The sequence below is a fragment of the Corynebacterium sp. MSK047 genome (genome assembly GCF_030232285.1).
Taxonomy (GTDB): domain Bacteria; phylum Actinomycetota; class Actinomycetes; order Mycobacteriales; family Mycobacteriaceae; genus Corynebacterium; species Corynebacterium jeikeium_D.
The window spans coordinates 20,934-35,422 of sequence record NZ_JASPJI010000020.1 but is presented as its reverse complement, the minus strand read 5'-3'; the positions used below and the strand labels follow the sequence as shown (position 1 = coordinate 35,422).

At 56.6% G+C, this 14,489-nt stretch carries 13 protein-coding genes; 8 read left to right on the top strand and 5 right to left on the bottom strand.

Translation table 11 applies throughout. From position 1 onward, the window contains the following. Positions 1–108 precede the first annotated feature (108 nt). The 8 genes from rpmH to QP981_RS08930 all read left to right on the top strand — a co-directional run bounded on the left by rpmH (position 109) and on the right by QP981_RS08930 (position 6,629). Entirely contained in the window at positions 109–246 is a 138-nt protein-coding gene (gene rpmH / locus QP981_RS08965) for a 50S ribosomal protein L34 (RefSeq protein WP_005511646.1), read from the top strand. Positions 247–266: 20 nt separating this feature from the next. Beyond that, entirely contained in the window at positions 267–647 is a 381-nt protein-coding gene (gene rnpA / locus QP981_RS08960; protein ID WP_048731381.1) for a ribonuclease P protein component, read from the top strand. Next, positions 607–939, top strand: coding sequence for a membrane protein insertion efficiency factor YidD (gene yidD, locus QP981_RS08955; RefSeq protein WP_082149732.1), 333 nt, complete (start codon positions 607–609; stop codon positions 937–939). Before rnpA ends, yidD begins: the two co-directional genes overlap by 41 nt. 86 nt (positions 940–1,025) lie before the next feature. Further along, positions 1,026–2,174: a membrane protein insertase YidC gene (gene yidC / locus QP981_RS08950; protein WP_048731382.1), complete on the top strand. Its 1,149-nt coding sequence runs from the start codon at positions 1,026–1,028 to the stop codon at positions 2,172–2,174. Positions 2,175–2,494: 320 nt separating this feature from the next. Continuing rightward, complete coding sequence (gene rsmG / locus QP981_RS08945) at positions 2,495–3,130, top strand: 16S rRNA (guanine(527)-N(7))-methyltransferase RsmG (RefSeq protein WP_224783766.1); 636 nt, start codon at positions 2,495–2,497, stop codon at positions 3,128–3,130. 278 nt (positions 3,131–3,408) lie between these two features. Beyond that, a complete protein-coding gene (locus QP981_RS08940) occupies positions 3,409–4,365 on the top strand; it encodes a ParA family protein (RefSeq protein WP_048733133.1) in 957 nt (318 codons plus the stop codon). A gap of 21 nt (positions 4,366–4,386) precedes the next feature. Continuing rightward, entirely contained in the window at positions 4,387–5,664 is a 1,278-nt protein-coding gene (locus QP981_RS08935) for a ParB/RepB/Spo0J family partition protein (RefSeq protein WP_069358896.1), read from the top strand. 11 nt (positions 5,665–5,675) lie between these two features. Continuing rightward, positions 5,676–6,629: a hypothetical protein gene (locus QP981_RS08930; RefSeq protein WP_048733137.1), complete on the top strand. Its 954-nt coding sequence runs from the start codon at positions 5,676–5,678 to the stop codon at positions 6,627–6,629. A gap of 26 nt (positions 6,630–6,655) precedes the next feature. Here the strand turns inward: QP981_RS08930 and QP981_RS08925 are convergent, their stop codons facing one another. From QP981_RS08925 to QP981_RS08905, 5 genes are all read right to left on the bottom strand, one after another. Beyond that, entirely contained in the window at positions 6,656–7,840 is a 1,185-nt protein-coding gene (locus QP981_RS08925) for an N-acetylmuramoyl-L-alanine amidase (protein WP_048733139.1), read from the bottom strand. Between the two features lie 410 nt (positions 7,841–8,250). Next, on the bottom strand, positions 8,251–8,571 hold the full coding sequence (trxA, locus tag QP981_RS08920; RefSeq protein WP_016421730.1) for a thioredoxin: 321 nt from the start codon (positions 8,569–8,571) through the stop codon (positions 8,251–8,253). Between the two features lie 393 nt (positions 8,572–8,964). Next, positions 8,965–9,903: a thioredoxin-disulfide reductase gene (trxB, locus tag QP981_RS08915; protein ID WP_005511625.1), complete on the bottom strand. Its 939-nt coding sequence runs from the start codon at positions 9,901–9,903 to the stop codon at positions 8,965–8,967. Between the two features lie 164 nt (positions 9,904–10,067). Beyond that, positions 10,068–10,631, bottom strand: a complete 564-nt coding sequence (locus QP981_RS08910; protein ID WP_042389015.1) for a sigma-70 family RNA polymerase sigma factor — start codon at positions 10,629–10,631, stop codon at positions 10,068–10,070. Positions 10,632–10,866: 235 nt separating this feature from the next. After that, on the bottom strand, positions 10,867–14,475 hold the full coding sequence (locus tag QP981_RS08905) for a murein biosynthesis integral membrane protein MurJ (RefSeq protein WP_070566075.1): 3,609 nt from the start codon (positions 14,473–14,475) through the stop codon (positions 10,867–10,869). Positions 14,476–14,489: the final 14 nt, after the last annotated feature.

Here is a 14,489-nt window from a genome sequence, read left to right as displayed (position 1 = left end):
TCACGGGAATGCGTCAGACGCATCGCTGCCTCGGACTCGAAGCGAGGAGTTTACTGCGGTGTGTTCAGCGTGGACTCGTGGTCGTTTGAGTTTCAAGGAGTGTCAACCGTGTCGAAGCGGACGTTCCAGCCGAATAACCGCCGTCGTGCACGCGTGCACGGCTTCCGTACCCGTATGCGTACCCGTTCCGGTCGCGCCGTTGTGGCAGCACGCCGCAGCAAGGGCCGTGCCCGCCTGTCCGCTTAAGTAAGAGGACGCCGATTTCGGTGCTCCCTCAGAGCAATAAGCTGCGTTCTTCGCGTGACTTCACGGTCACCGTACGACGTGGACGCCGAATCGGACGCAAGACCTTGGTCTTGCATATTCGTGACACCGCCGCTTCTGGCGGTGAAGATAAGACCGATACGCAGATTGCCAGGTTTGGTGGTCCGCGTGTCGGTCTTGTCGTATCTAAAGCTGTGGGCAACGCTGTGACTCGTCACGCTGTATCCCGCAAGCTCCGCCATGTTATGGCCGCGGCCGCGCAGAATCTTCCGTCCACCATGGACATTGTCGTTCGCGCGCTGCCTGCATCTGCCACAGCCACCAGCCAGGAGCTGTCCCACGATGTGCAATCGGCACTCGCCACATACGAACGTCGGCGCTAATTCGCTTGACGACGGTCCCCTCGCCCACGGCCCTGGTGCACGTGTGGCGGAGCGGGCGATTCTCTTCTATCGCCGTCGCATCTCTAACCTGAAGCCGACCAGCACATGTCGTTTTGAACCGACCTGCTCCGCATATGGTCTTGAGGCCGTGCGCCGCTTTGGAGCTATTCGTGGCCTGTGGCTGACTCTCTTGCGCATCTTCCGTTGCGCACCCTGGCATCCGGGTGGCTGGGATCCAGTTCCTGCCACATTCCCCGGCCTGGGTTCGTGGTTGAGGCGAATGCACAGGTAACCTCTAGTAATGCTTAGCCTTTGACGGGGCTTTGTAGACGAAGGCGCGAGTGCGCTGTCCCCTAAAGAACGGAGTGATCTTAGACCGTGCTCAATTTCGTGTATGTGCCGATTTCGGCCATCCTGTGGTTCTGGCATAAGGCCTCAGGTTTCCTATTCGATCCCTCCTCGGGTATCTCCTGGGTGCTGGCCATTATTTTGCTTGTGGTCACCATCCGTATCCTCCTGTTTAAGCCGATGCTGAACCAGCAGCGTTCTGCCATCAAGATGCAGCAGCTCGCTCCTGAGATGCAGGCCATCAAGGAGAAGTACAAGAACGATCAGCAGGCTCAGGCTCTTGCTATGCGCCAGCTACAGAAGGAAATGGGCGTCAACCCGCTCGGCGGCTGTTTGCCGATTCTGGTTCAGATGCCTGTGTTCATTGGCCTTTTCCACGTGCTGCGTTCGTTCAACCGAACGGGTACGACGGGCAATGCGCTCGGCATGTCGGTGGAGCAGAACTGGAATACGCCTAACTACGTCTTCGGTGTAGATGAGGTGCGGTCCTTCCTGCTGGCTCGTGTGCTCAATGCTCCACTGTCCAGTTCGGTTGGTATGGGTGAGGATCAATACGCAGCCTTTACTGTGCCTGGTACGCCTGCGGACTTCACCCGCATGGACATCATGATCGTTGCCATTCCGCTGATTGTTATCGCGGCACTTGCAACGCACTTCAACGCTCGCATGTCTGTTGACCGCACGCGTGCCCGCCAGGAAGCCGGTCTGGTGAAGCGCCAGGAAGGCGTTATGGGTCAGCAGATGGACATGATGAACAAGATGATGCTTTGGTTCTTCCCAATCATGATTCTTGTTACCGGTGCTTTCTGGCACATCGGCCTTCTTGTCTACATGGTGACTAACAACGTCTGGACCTACTTCCAGCAGCGCTACATCTTCGGCAAGCTGGATGAGGAAGAGAAGGAAGCTGTCGCAGCTAAGAAGGCTGCCAAGCGCGAGGCACAGGAGAAGCTCGCTCCGAAGGTTGGCCAGAAGCCAATCAATCCGAAGAAGGGTGGCAAGCGTCAGGCAGCGCAGAATGCGCAGCAGGCGCAGTCCGGTCAGGCCTCTGCAGCGAACAAGGCTTCTAGCCATCTTCCGGATGGTAATTCGGGGAAGGGACAGCAGGGCCCAGTCTCGAAGCCAGCGCCAGGACAGAAACCCGCAAATCGGAAGAACCGGAAGCGGAAAAAGAAATAGCTGAAGTGGAATCGCCCTTCGTCTACATAAGTTAATTAATCGAAACGCCCCGCAGTTGATGCGGGGCGTTTTTGCTTGCCTTGGCACTCTATCGCGCAGACAACGTCGCTGTTATTACAGGCATGTAATTTTCTGTGGGGCCTGGAGTTTGGCATCCAACTCCGGTCAATGTTTCACGTGAAACATGGCTGTTGCACTGTCGTACACTAGGGGTAATGAAAAGCTCGACGGGTGACGGCACAGCTGCCCCATTGGAAAGGTTAGTGGAACTGTTGAGTAACTCCGCGAAAGACGTCGATAATCAAGAAGCCTCCGCAGGTTTGGTCGATCCGGATCTGCGTTCGGTGATAGATACCGTGTTTGGAGGGAATGCCGATCGAGCATACCGCTACCATTCATGGTTGGCTGAGGAGGCTACAGTCCGAGGTTTGATTGGGCCACGTGAAACTCCAAAGCTGTGGGATCGGCACATTATCAATTCTGCGGTAGTTGGAGAAGCGATAGGCAAAGGGCTTCTAGTTGCGGACATTGGTTCGGGGGCAGGCTTGCCCGGGATTCCGCTTGCTCTTGCACGACCAGATTTGAAGGTGGTTCTTGTGGAACCATTGCTGCGCCGTACGACTTTCTTGAACGAGGTTGTGGAAGATCTCGAGCTGGACAATGTGACCGTGGTTCGCGGCCGCGCTGAGGAGAAAGTGGTTCGCGCTGAGGTTGGCCAAGTAGATGTCGTCACTTCTCGCGCTGTTGCCCCTCTTGGGAAATTGGCGGGCTGGTCGCTTCCTTTAGTTAAATCCGGAGGCGCGATGGTTGCACTGAAGGGTGGAACTGCGCAAGAGGAGATTGATCGGGACGCAAAGCTTATTGCCAAGGCGAAGGGAACTAATCCCCGCGTTGTAGAGGTTGGCGGTTCCGTGTTGGGAACTTCGACGTACGCCGTGATTATTCAGAAGAAGTAGGTTGTAAGTCCCCCTCCCCTACTCCACTGCCGGTTCGCTTGTGTTTTGGTTTCGACATTGAGGCGCGTAGTGCCGTCGGGCTAGAGTGGGATAAGTATCGCGGTATGGCAAAGTCCTACCGGCCAAGGTGGATGTTTCACGTGAAACATTTCCACAATCGTCGGCGTCTAACGCTTGTTGGGGCTTGATGATTACGCTTTTGCAGATAGTTACTAAGTTTTTATTCGCACTCCAGTGGCCATGATTGGTGATTGCTGTGCTTGTAAGGGGAATAGTTAATGAGCCGGAAGTCCTGGCAAGACACACCCATCGCTGCGGCAGCTCAACGGGCAGCGCAAGTTAAGGCCCCGAACCGTTTATCGCTTCCACGCCCCGAACGCCCGCGCCGTATTACTATCGCCAACCAGAAGGGTGGCGTGGGCAAGACCACTTCGGCAGTCAACATCGCGTCGGCGCTCGCGCGGCATGGTCTCAAGGTGCTAGTCATCGATAATGACCCGCAGGGAAATGCTTCTACGGCCCTGGGGATTGAGCATGTTTCCGGGACCCCGTCGACGTATGAGCTTCTAATTGGCGAACTACAGATTGACGATGTCATCCAGCGTTCCCCTGAATCTGAGAATCTCTTTTGTGTGCCAGCGACATTGGACTTGGCGGGCTCCGAGATTGAGCTGGTCTCGCTCCTGAACCGTGAGCGCCGACTTCTCGATGCAGTGTCAGATCAGTACCTGATTGACAACGGCTTTGACTTTCTCATTATTGACTGCCCTCCTTCGCTCGGTCTGTTGACTCTGAATTCGATGACTGCCGCCAACGAGGTTTTGATCCCGATTCAGTGTGAGTTTTACGCCTTGGAGGGTGTGACTCAGCTGATGAATAACGTGCAGATGATTCGTCAGCATCTCAATCCGGAGCTACATATTTCTGCTGTGCTGCTCACTATGTTCGATGGCCGCACCAAGCTTTCGGAAGAAGTTGCCAATGAGGTTCGTAACTACTTCGGTGAGGTTGTGCTACGTAATCTCATCCCTCGATCTGTGAAGGTATCGGAGGCGCCGGGATATTCGCAGACCGTAATTTCCTACGATCCAGGGTCTCGGGGCGCAGTTGCTTATCTTGACGCCGCGAAGGAATTGGCAACGCGTGGCGACTATTCAGCAGTTTCGGGTGGAAGTGCGATTGGGCAAAAACCAGCTTCCTCCCCTACCCCGTCCAATTCCACTGAGACAAATTAAAGCCACTAGGAGTAGTTACCGATGTCGAATCAAAAAAAGGAGAACCGCAAGGGAGGGCTCGGTCGCGGTATCGCCGCGCTGATCCCAACTGCTCCGGCGGCTAACCCCTCGGTAGGTGAGAGTGCCGCGGATATTATCTTCGGTCCCCGCCGTACCCAGGGGACGAAGCAGCCTGGAAGTAGCGGAGTTGCCGACGTACTGGGGGCAGCCGCGACGGGATCCGGCACCTCGTTGACTGAAGGGAAAAACGCCGGAAAATCTGCAAAATCCGGCCAGAGCAAGCCTCATACCGATGAGGCGCAGAAACGTCACAGTGACGATAAGGCTATTGGTAAGTCTAGCGATGTTTCACGTGAAACATTGCCCTCGGCGACGTCGGGAGTAGCGGACCATAGCAGCGCGGAGCCGACCGATGTTGACGCTTCGGCCGCAAACGAGTTTGGCGCGACCTATCGCGAGATCGACTTGAAGCTGATCACGCCGAACCCGAAGCAGCCACGAGAGGTCTTCGATGAGGAGCCCCTGAATGAGCTCGCTCACTCTATTCGTGAGTTCGGTCTATTGCAGCCGATTATCGTACGACCAATCTCTGAGGGTAGTCGTGCGGCCGCACTCGAGGCAGCGCGTAAGGAAGATCCGAACGCGCCGCAACCCGAGTTTGAAATCATCATGGGTGAACGTCGCTGGCGTGCTTCTCAGCGAGCTGGGGTCGACACGATTCCCGCCATCGTTCGCGATACTCCAAACCAGGACATGCTTCGCGATGCCCTACTAGAGAACATCCATCGCGTTCAGCTGAACCCACTCGAAGAGGCCGCTGCGTACCAGCAGCTACTCGAAGAGTTTGGTGTAACTCAGGCAGAGCTGGCGGATCGAATCGGTCGCTCGCGGCCCGTTATTACCAACATGATTCGACTCTTGCAGTTGCCGGTGGAGGTACAGCGACGAGTAGCGGTCGGTGTTCTGTCGGCTGGTCACGCACGCGCCTTGCTTGGAGTTAAGGCAGGTAAGGAAGAACAGCAGCGCCTCGCCGAGCGAATTGTTGCTGAAGGACTATCCGTCCGTGCGACCGAAGAAGCAGTGACATTACTCAATGCCGGCGAGCGACCGAAAAAGCAGCACCGCGAGCCCACTCCGCAGCCGGAGGTCCTTCACAATTGGGCTGACCGCCTGTCCAATTCTTTTGATACGAAGGTGACTGCCCAGATGGGCAAGCGTAAGGGCAAAATCGTTATCGAATTCGGCAACCTCGAGGACTTTGATCGCATCATGTCACTGATGCATCTCGACGAAGAGTAAACCCGGTTACTGTGACTGAAGTATTCATCGAGAAAATTTCGCTGGCCGACATCGAAGGAATCTATCCAGACACGATGTTAAGCCTGTTTTGGGAACAGGGCATGGAGCATATCCGTACAGCAACTGCCCTACCCCAGTTCTCGACTGAGCCGCGCGAACCTAATTTGGACCCCAGCACGCCAGAAGAGGATGAAGCGCTCAACGGTGATTTAAAGCATTCGGACGGCCAATCCCCTACTCGGCCAGGCGGAGCTAGTGAAAGCCTCTTAAATGGCGATTTAAGCCCTGATTTAGCCGCCCAGGTGCGCTTGGAGAAGGAAGCATGGCTCAATACCGTCTACCTTTCCTGGGGACCGTGCGGATATTCGCTACGACGAAAGCCACCGGCATCACTTATCGATGGGAAACCTGAGACCGTCGGCACGCTGCTCTTTGCTCCGCCACGCTTCTGCCCGACGACATTTTCCATGCCTTCCGGGCCAATATCGCCGGATGCGATTGCGCTGACGAGTCTGCATTACAACGCTTTAGAGGTTGACGATGACATGCTCCGCGTGCTCATTGTGACCGCTCTGCACAAGCTCGCGCTACGCGGGATTTCAGCGGTAGAAGCGTTTGGTTGCAGTGGCACGGTGGATTCTATGTCGGCATCCACGCCGTCGTCGCCAACGCCTGACGACGGTACGGAGAATCTAATCGCTGATTTCGAAGCGCAACTCGAAGAAAAGCTGAATCCTAAGCCGTGTATTTCAGATTCGTTGGCGGCGATTAACCATAACGCCGGTGATTTGATTCGTACGCGAACCCTTCTTGACTCCGGGTTTCGGGTGGTCACTCCACATCCGATTCATCCGAAACTCCGTATCGAGTTGGATGCGGAATTGGATTGGGACGAAGAAATCGGCCATGCGTTGGATCTAAGTGCGAAAGAACCCTTTATGCGCTCAAAGCTGTTCAGTCTTTAGCGCTGGGTTTCATTGGTCAGCCGTGTTTAGGCTTTTTCCTCTTCAATCAGCTGCGCAAAGCTGTAAGCGCCGGTCATTGGCTGCTGCTCTTCATCGCCCAGGTACAGACGCTTTACAGCGACAACGATAGATTCGGCAATTACGTCCCGCTGATCTGGGGAAGAAAGAATTGCGACGTCATCCTCGTTGGTCAGGTAACCAACGGCGACTTCCACCGTGGGCATCCTGGTCAGACGGAGGAGATCCCAGGTACGGGCGTGCGAGCGGCAGTCTACCAGGCTCGTACGGGCAACAATTTCTCGCTGGATAAGGCCAGAGAGCTGTTCGCCCAGAATGGAGTTGGAGCCCTTCATCGAGCCAAAGTAAAAGGTCGCAATACCGCTGGCGCGGTTGTTGTGATAGTGGTCAGCCTGCAGGGAGATGAAGACGTCAGCGCCAAATGCGTTGGCCATCTCAGCGCGATCCTCGATGGACGGATTGTCGGTACGAGGACGAGACAGAATAGTCTCTGCACCTGCCGCGACAAGGCGACCCTCAATGCGAGAGGCCAAATCCCAAAGAATCTCTTCTTCAGAAATCTGACCGTAAGGGCCGTCGACCACAATGCCGGGCTCCCCTGCCCCAAGACCTGGATCAATGACAATGCGCTTTCCAGAGAGCTTCGGCCCCATCGTGCGCAGTATTTCCTTCTCGTGGAAGGCGTTTACAGAGCCACCAGTAACCCTCCTGCCCAAGTAGCTGAGCGCCCGGAGAGTAACGGGACCACAGATACCGTCGGGCTCCAGCCCGTAATTGAGCTGGTATTCACGTACAGAGGCATCGGTCTTCGGGCCAAAGTGGCCGTCTACTCGGGCATCGTGGAAGCCGAGTTCCTGCAAGGTAGCTTGGAGAACGCCTACGTCCTCACCGGTCATTTGAGACAGTGGATCATAGGACAGTACGCGGGTGCCCAGAGTGTACGAGGCTTCTCGCAGTAGGCGCAGGGTGCTGTCGCGGATGATCCCGTCGGCATAGACACCGCGGGACTGTTGGAACGCCAGGAGAGCGTTGCGCATATCCTCATCAAAGAGGTCATCGTCACCAGACCACTGAGGCGAGTTCTCCTCCGCGGCTGAGCCCTCCCAATTGGGCAGAAGCCCAAGACGAGCCAGGGTAGAACGTACCTCGGCTACACGAGGTGACCTATCGCCCACCTTCAGAAACTCTGGCACGAAAACTCCCTTCCGAACTCCACAATTATGTTTAGGCCGTTGTGGGTCCTCACAACACTTAATCAGTATTACTGGCCAGTGAGCTAAACGAAACTTCAGTTAGGAAATCCCGCGTACTCTCAGAGGATATGGTCAGCAATACCTCTCAAGTTGGCGGCAACCTGGTTCCTTCACGGTATTAAGGAAGACGTAAACCGCCATTTCCAGCAAGATTACCAGGTCGCAGGCGCGAATTGATTGTTACGAGGGCGCGTCGGCTAGCCCGACGGCAGAACCCCAGGAATAACTCTAAATCACAACCACAACTTCAGTCACATCATAATGGGGTGTGTCCAACGAAGGTGGCAGTAGCGAAGTGACGGGTGGGCAGTCGTAACCTCGTATCGGATAAAGAGCAACCCCAAGTTCTTTTAAAGGTGCTTTTCGATGAGGGACGTGATTTCGCCCTTCGGGCGGACTCCGCGAATCTCTTCGACCTTCTTGCCGTCCTTGAATAGGAGCAGGCTTGGGATGGACATGATCTGGAACATGCCAGCCAGTGCACGCTCCTCATCGACGTTGACCTTGGCGATGACGGCCTTGCCATCGAGCTCGGTCGCAACCTCGTCCAAAACGGGAGCAATCTTTTTACACGGGCCACACCACTCTGCCCAGAAATCAACAAGCACCGGCTTATCGGATTCGAGGACATCGGACTTAAAGGTGTTGGCGGTGACGGTTACCGGAGCCATGAAATTCTTCTCCTTAGAATGAGCTCGTTTGAGTTCTTAGTGGTTTTGTTTTGTGGTCTTGATTCTAATTTTTCAACCTAGCTTCTTCAGCCTCGCGTACGGATTTGGCGCTCAAGGCGTCAAAAATTAGGGCTTCCGGTGGTGCGAGTGAAGTACTAAATTGTTAATTAATGGTGTTCTTGAGAACGCTGCAAGTGCTCGATGAGTACGGGGCGTACCGGGCTATAACACGTCCCGCTGCGCCCTGATTGAGCTACAGCAAACAACAATTGGTCTTACCGACTATCGGATATTCCCCATAGTTGGATATCTGCAATCGTAGGGCTTATCCAACAATTGCGATACCCCAACTATTAGGTGTTTATCCAGCTAGTGCGACTGCCCTGCTGTCAGCTACCGAGCAACAGTTTCCAAGTAGTGCTCAGCATCCAGCGCAGCCTTGCAGCCAGAACCAGCGGCGGTAATTGCCTGCTGGTAATGCGAGTCAACAACATCGCCCGCCGCAAAGACGCCCTTGAGAGATGTCTGGGTGCTCGGAGCGGCTACCTGAATGTAGCCATTCTCATCGCAATCCAGCTGATTGCGAACCATCTGCGAACGTGGCTCGTGGCCAATTGCTACGAACATGGCAGTCACATCCAGGACGGACTTCTCACCAGTGACGGTGTCTTCCAGCTCGAGACCGGTAACTGAACCCTTGTCCTCACCAAGAACCTGGGACACAACCTTGTTCGTCGCAAAGCGAATCTTGTCATTGTTCTGCGCGCGCTCGACCATGATCTTCGACGCACGGAACTCATCGCGGCGATGGACAATCGTCACCGAGCGGGCGAACTTGGTAAGGAAGGTTGCCTCTTCCATTGCGGAGTCACCGCCGCCGATGACGGCGATATCGTGGTCGCGGAAGAAGAAACCATCACAGGTGGCACAGGCGCTGACACCATGACCAAGCAGCGCCTGCTCACCCGGAGCACCGACATAACGCGGAGCGGCACCGGTTGCCAGGATGACAGCGTGAGCCTTGTGCTCTTCTTCGCCAACCCAGACAGACTTGATATCGCCGGTGAGATCCATGCGATCGACAATCTCCATGCGCAGGTCAGCGCCGAAGCGCTCTGCCTGTGCGCGCATCTGATCCATCAGCTCTGGGCCCATGATGCCCTCGGAGAAACCTGGGTAGTTCTCCACATCGGTAGTCGTCATAAGCAGGCCGCCAAACTCGATGCCCTCGAACACCACAGGCTTCAGGTCGGCACGGGCTGCGTAGGTGGCAGCCGTGTAACCGGCGGGACCGGAACCGACGATGATCAGGTCGTGAACGATATCGCTCATGAAGACTCCTATAATTTTTATCTCTCACATCACATGGCGCACAGTGATGCTCAGTAGTAAGCAAATTTTTCAGCTCCGGGAAAGAAATTACCGGAACCAGCCACCTCAACCAACGTGAGGTTAGCCATCTCTATTCCCCCAGCCTCTCCCCTGCTCCGCAGTTGTTAGGCCACCTGCACTTCTTCCAATTGTCGCCGAAGCGTACGACGCGCCCGCGCCCGCCGAGACTTCAACGTCCCGCTCGGCTGCCCAATACTGCGAGAGGTCTCCTGCAGCGAATATCCAAAGATGTCCAAGTACAGCAGGGCATCCCGTTGATCCGTTGGCAGCTGCTCCAATGCGGCGGCCATAGTCACACGTAGCGGAACATCCGGGCAGGGAATCGGCTGTGAACTCATAAACGTCTCAAAATCCTCCTCCTTATCGCAGAGAGGGATCTCCCCGAAACGACCGCGGTTGTGGTCAATACACGCATTCTTCACGATGCACGTCAGCCACGTCGCCACCGTTGAACGCCCGCGAAAGCTCGCCGCCCCCGCAATTGCCCGCGCCAGCCCCTCCTGTACCCCATCCAAGGGATCGAAATCATCCCGACGATAGCGCCGCGCCATCGCTACCAACTGCGGATAATAACGCCGTGCCAACACCGCGAACGCGCGACGATCCCCCGCCAGGTGCGCCTTCAATAATTCACGATCGACCTCGTCCGCAGATGCATGCTTTTGCATACCGACGACGCCACAATCCCCCAGTCGCCGACCCATGCGGGCCTTACGGTGACTGTCCCCAATTCGATTTCTTCCCCCAAAGTTCATGGCTCCTATGCAAACACGAAACCCGCGCTCTCCGCTTGGCAAAACTGCCGTGGAGACCGCGGGCTGTGGATGAATTTCAAAACGTCCCAGTAGCTGTGGATAACTTGGGACAACTTGAACTGTTGCCACCTAAGGCAAGCTCAGAGCGTTATTCCGTACCACGCACCTGAATGTCGCCAATAGCAACTGGCAGCAACGAATCCGGAGATTGCTCAGCCAGATTGCGGTCGCCGACAAGTGGGTTGTCCGCATCGGAATTCTGCGACTCAGCATCTGTATCAGCATCTGTATCAGCGTCAGTGTCTGAGTCGCTGTCGGCTACCGCTTCCGCAGCCGTCGGCAAGCCGGAGATCCAGACAACAAGGTTCTTCCACTCAGTGTCGCGGCTATCGATTTCGATGGTCGTCGTACCTGAGGTGGCAGTAGCGCTTCCGAGAACCGTTGTGTCATCCAAGTTCGTCGAGTCGGCATCTCGTAGGCCGCGAACTTCAATGTGTGCGCCCGGGGTCGCCGCGACCTTAAGCTCTCGAATGGTTGCCGGTTCATCGAGAGTGACCCGAATACCGACACCAGGTTTGAAGTCCTCTGGGCGATTGCCGAACTGGCTGAGGTAAGTCGAAGTTACCCAAAAGCTTTCCTCGTCACTATCGATGGTCAGCTCAGCCATGTCCGGATTGTCTGGACCGGCTGCCGGGTTGTCGCTGTCGGCCTGCCACTCGTTAGCGTCGGCAAGCGAAAGCGTCGTGATCGGAGCCGGGCCGCGTCGTACGGACTCGGAGTTAATCGGTGCGTCCGAGGAACGGTTAACCAGACCAAAGATGCCCGCGGCGACAAGTGCACCGACAATGACTACACCGACAACGACTGCGCCGGTGCTGAATGCGCGGGTGCGATTCTTGGTGTGGCGAGCGTTTGATTGGGCTACACCGTCGGCATCGACGGATTCGCGCGCACCGGTGTCGGGGTCGATTGCGAGAAACTCCGAAGAGTCGGGGCCGAGCGCTGCAGTGCGCAAATCCTCCGCGAGTGTGCGAGCTGGCGACTCCTGTTGGTTGAAGTTCTCCGGGCGAACCTGCTTCGCGCGGTCGATGGCAGCAGAAATATCGGAGGGGATATTTGGCACGTTGTAGAACAGCTCGTCGATGACAGAAAGCAACGCGTTGTAGTCCGAACGTTGCGAGCTATCGGGCAAAACGACGGGGAAAGCGTCGTAGATGTGGCCGTCGCTGCTGATGCGCAATTGCCCAGGCTTGTTTGTCAGGCCAAGGCAACGTCCAGATTCGTGGGCGTCGGCGATTGTCTCGGCAAGTGATGCTACTGCGAGTGCCAGGGCATCCGGGTGGGCGGCCTGATCGAACCGCTCAATACCGATACTGCTGGTCCAGTCGGCGACGATGAGCACCTCGGTGCGTGTCTTCGCCACGCTATGAATGCGGGACATCCCGGTGCCGGCCAGGTCACGCAGCTCGTTGGTCGTCGTGGCAATCTTCTGGGCAGCAACCGATGGCGAAGTGTCGTAGTACGGCAGTGCAATCGTGTCGACGAAGACAAGTGCGACATCTGAGTTGTCGGGATCTCCCATATCCATGGCGCGCCACAGGCGCAGACCTGGGGAGGTCGCGACTTCAGAACGCAGACGGAAACGACCACCTGAGACCATCTCGCCGGGTACATAGCGGGTCGGGCGAGAACCCTGCGTCGGCATCGGCGGCAACAGCGGCGAAGCGGTGAAGCCCTCGTTTGCCAGACCCGTGGCCTCGCCAATCAGGTTCGACGGGGCAATCGAGAAAGCATCAGCGGCGAAGCCACGTTCGCGCTCCATATCCTCACGGTCGGCGACGGCATTGTCGGCTGCATGAGGCTGCGGAGCAAAGCGACGTAGACCCGGAATGCGGCCGAGGAAGCCACCCAGAACGCGGACCTCTTCCAATGGAGCCTGAGCGAGCACCAGGCCGGTACCGATGAGGAAGACCACGCCGGTGACGATGGTCTGCAGTAGCACACCGAAGGAACCGAAGAAATCGAACAGCACAAGGTCGGTCAATGCGAATGCGCCCCAAGCAACGGCGACACCGACAAGCGACGCCCCCAGTGCCCACAGCACGGTGTGGACGGTCGCCTTACTGTCCAAGTGTCCGAGAGTGCGGCGCAAGAGCAAGAAGCCAATTATTGCGCCGGCGACGAAACCGAAACCGTTGGCGGCACCGAGCAACACGACGACGGTCTCATCGTCAGAAGCCAGACGAGGAGCGAAGAACGACAGAATCACCTTGACGGTGGTAATGCCGAGGATGATGAAAGTCGGGGTCCAGGCCTCTTCACGGGCGTAGAAAACACGCAAGTGCAAAAGCACAATGGCGTATGGAATAAGCGAGAACGCCGAGAAGGACAGCGTCCAGCCGAGAATCTCTGCGGTTTCGCGGGGGAACTCCAGATACGCGAAAAGACCGACGGCGATGGGGCGGCCGAATGCGGTGAAGAAGGCAACGATCGGCACCAGCGCAATCATGGTCAGGCGGGTACCGATGGACAGATCTCGGACCACTGCCCCATCGTTGCCGTCGGCTGCATTGCGGGACAGTCGCGGCATGATGGCGGTCAGCAAGGTAACGCCGATGATGCCGTAGGGCACCTGCAACAGCAGCCAAGCCTGCTGGTAAATCGTCGGCGCTGCCTTGGAGGCAGTCGAGGCAATATTGGTGGTGATGAAGTAACCAGCCTGGGAAATTGCCACGTAGGTGATAATCGCGACACCCATGCCGGTGAACTGTTTGATGCGGTCGTCGATACCCCACAGCGGACGCAAATCAATGCCCGCGCGCTTGAGGTAGGGAATCATGATGGCTGCCTGAATGACGACACCCAGGGTGGTACCAAGACCCAAAAGCAGGATGTGCGGATCGGAGAGTGAACCGTCCGAATCCGGACTCAACTGGCCGGGCAGGAACAGATATAGCAAGAGCGTGGCAATGGCCACGACGTTGTTAGCGACAGGTGCCCACGCACCGGGTTTAAAGATTCCCTTGGTGTTTAGCACCGCCATGAGCAGCGCAAATATGCCGTAGAAGATAATCTGCGGCAATAGTAAGAACGCAAATGACGTTGCCAGCGGAACGTTGACCTTACCGGCCTCGTTAAGGCTCAATCTGGTCAACAGTGGCGCACCTATCACCGCCAGCACCGTCACCACTGCCAACAGCGTCATAGAGACAGTCAAGAGACGTCTAATGAAGGCGGCACCGTGATCTGGATCCTCCTTCTCCGCGCGCACCAACACTGGCACCACCAGAGAAGTCAGCACTGCGCCGAGGACGATTTCCGTAATCAGGTTCGGCAGTGTGTTGGCGACGTTGAAGGCTGAAGCCACAGCCGGACCCAGCGTCGCGCCGATGAGCAGGTTTCGCAAAAAACCCGTAATGCGCGAAATCAGGGTAGCGATTGCCATCGAGCCCGTGGAGGCGACGATGTCCGAGTTCGACTGTCCCTGATTTGCGTCCGCCGTCGAGCCTGCGGAGGAATCGCTGGAAGCGGTTGCTGTCGCAGTTGCCGCCTTTGCTGGCGATGGTGATGCCGATTCCGTCATCGCGTCAGCGGCGGTATCGGCATTTGCCTTATGGCCGGATACGCGAGTTAGGTCCGGGGCCGCTTCGGCCGGCTGAGATTCAGCCGTTGGCCGCGCCGCCGGAACTGGGGCCGGTGGCGCGGGGCGACGAATGCGGCCTCGAAGTCCAGATTTATGCGCGTCTGAGTCAGTCACATGTCCTATTGTTG

Bases quoted from the DNA above. Each gene is read 5' to 3' on its own strand.
- trxB (WP_005511625.1), bottom strand. From the start codon at position 9,903: ATGAGCGATATCGTTCACGACCTGATCATCGTCGGTTCCGGTCCCGCC.
- yidD (WP_082149732.1), top strand. From the start codon at position 607: ATGTGCAATCGGCACTCGCCACATACGAACGTCGGCGCTAATTCGCTT.
- QP981_RS08910 (WP_042389015.1), bottom strand. From the start codon at position 10,631: ATGCAAAAGCATGCATCTGCGGACGAGGTCGATCGTGAATTATTGAAG.
- QP981_RS08940 (WP_048733133.1), top strand. From the start codon at position 3,409: ATGAGCCGGAAGTCCTGGCAAGACACACCCATCGCTGCGGCAGCTCAA.
- trxA (WP_016421730.1), bottom strand. From the start codon at position 8,571: ATGGCTCCGGTAACCGTCACCGCCAACACCTTTAAGTCCGATGTCCTC.
- QP981_RS08935 (WP_069358896.1), top strand. From the start codon at position 4,387: ATGTCGAATCAAAAAAAGGAGAACCGCAAGGGAGGGCTCGGTCGCGGT.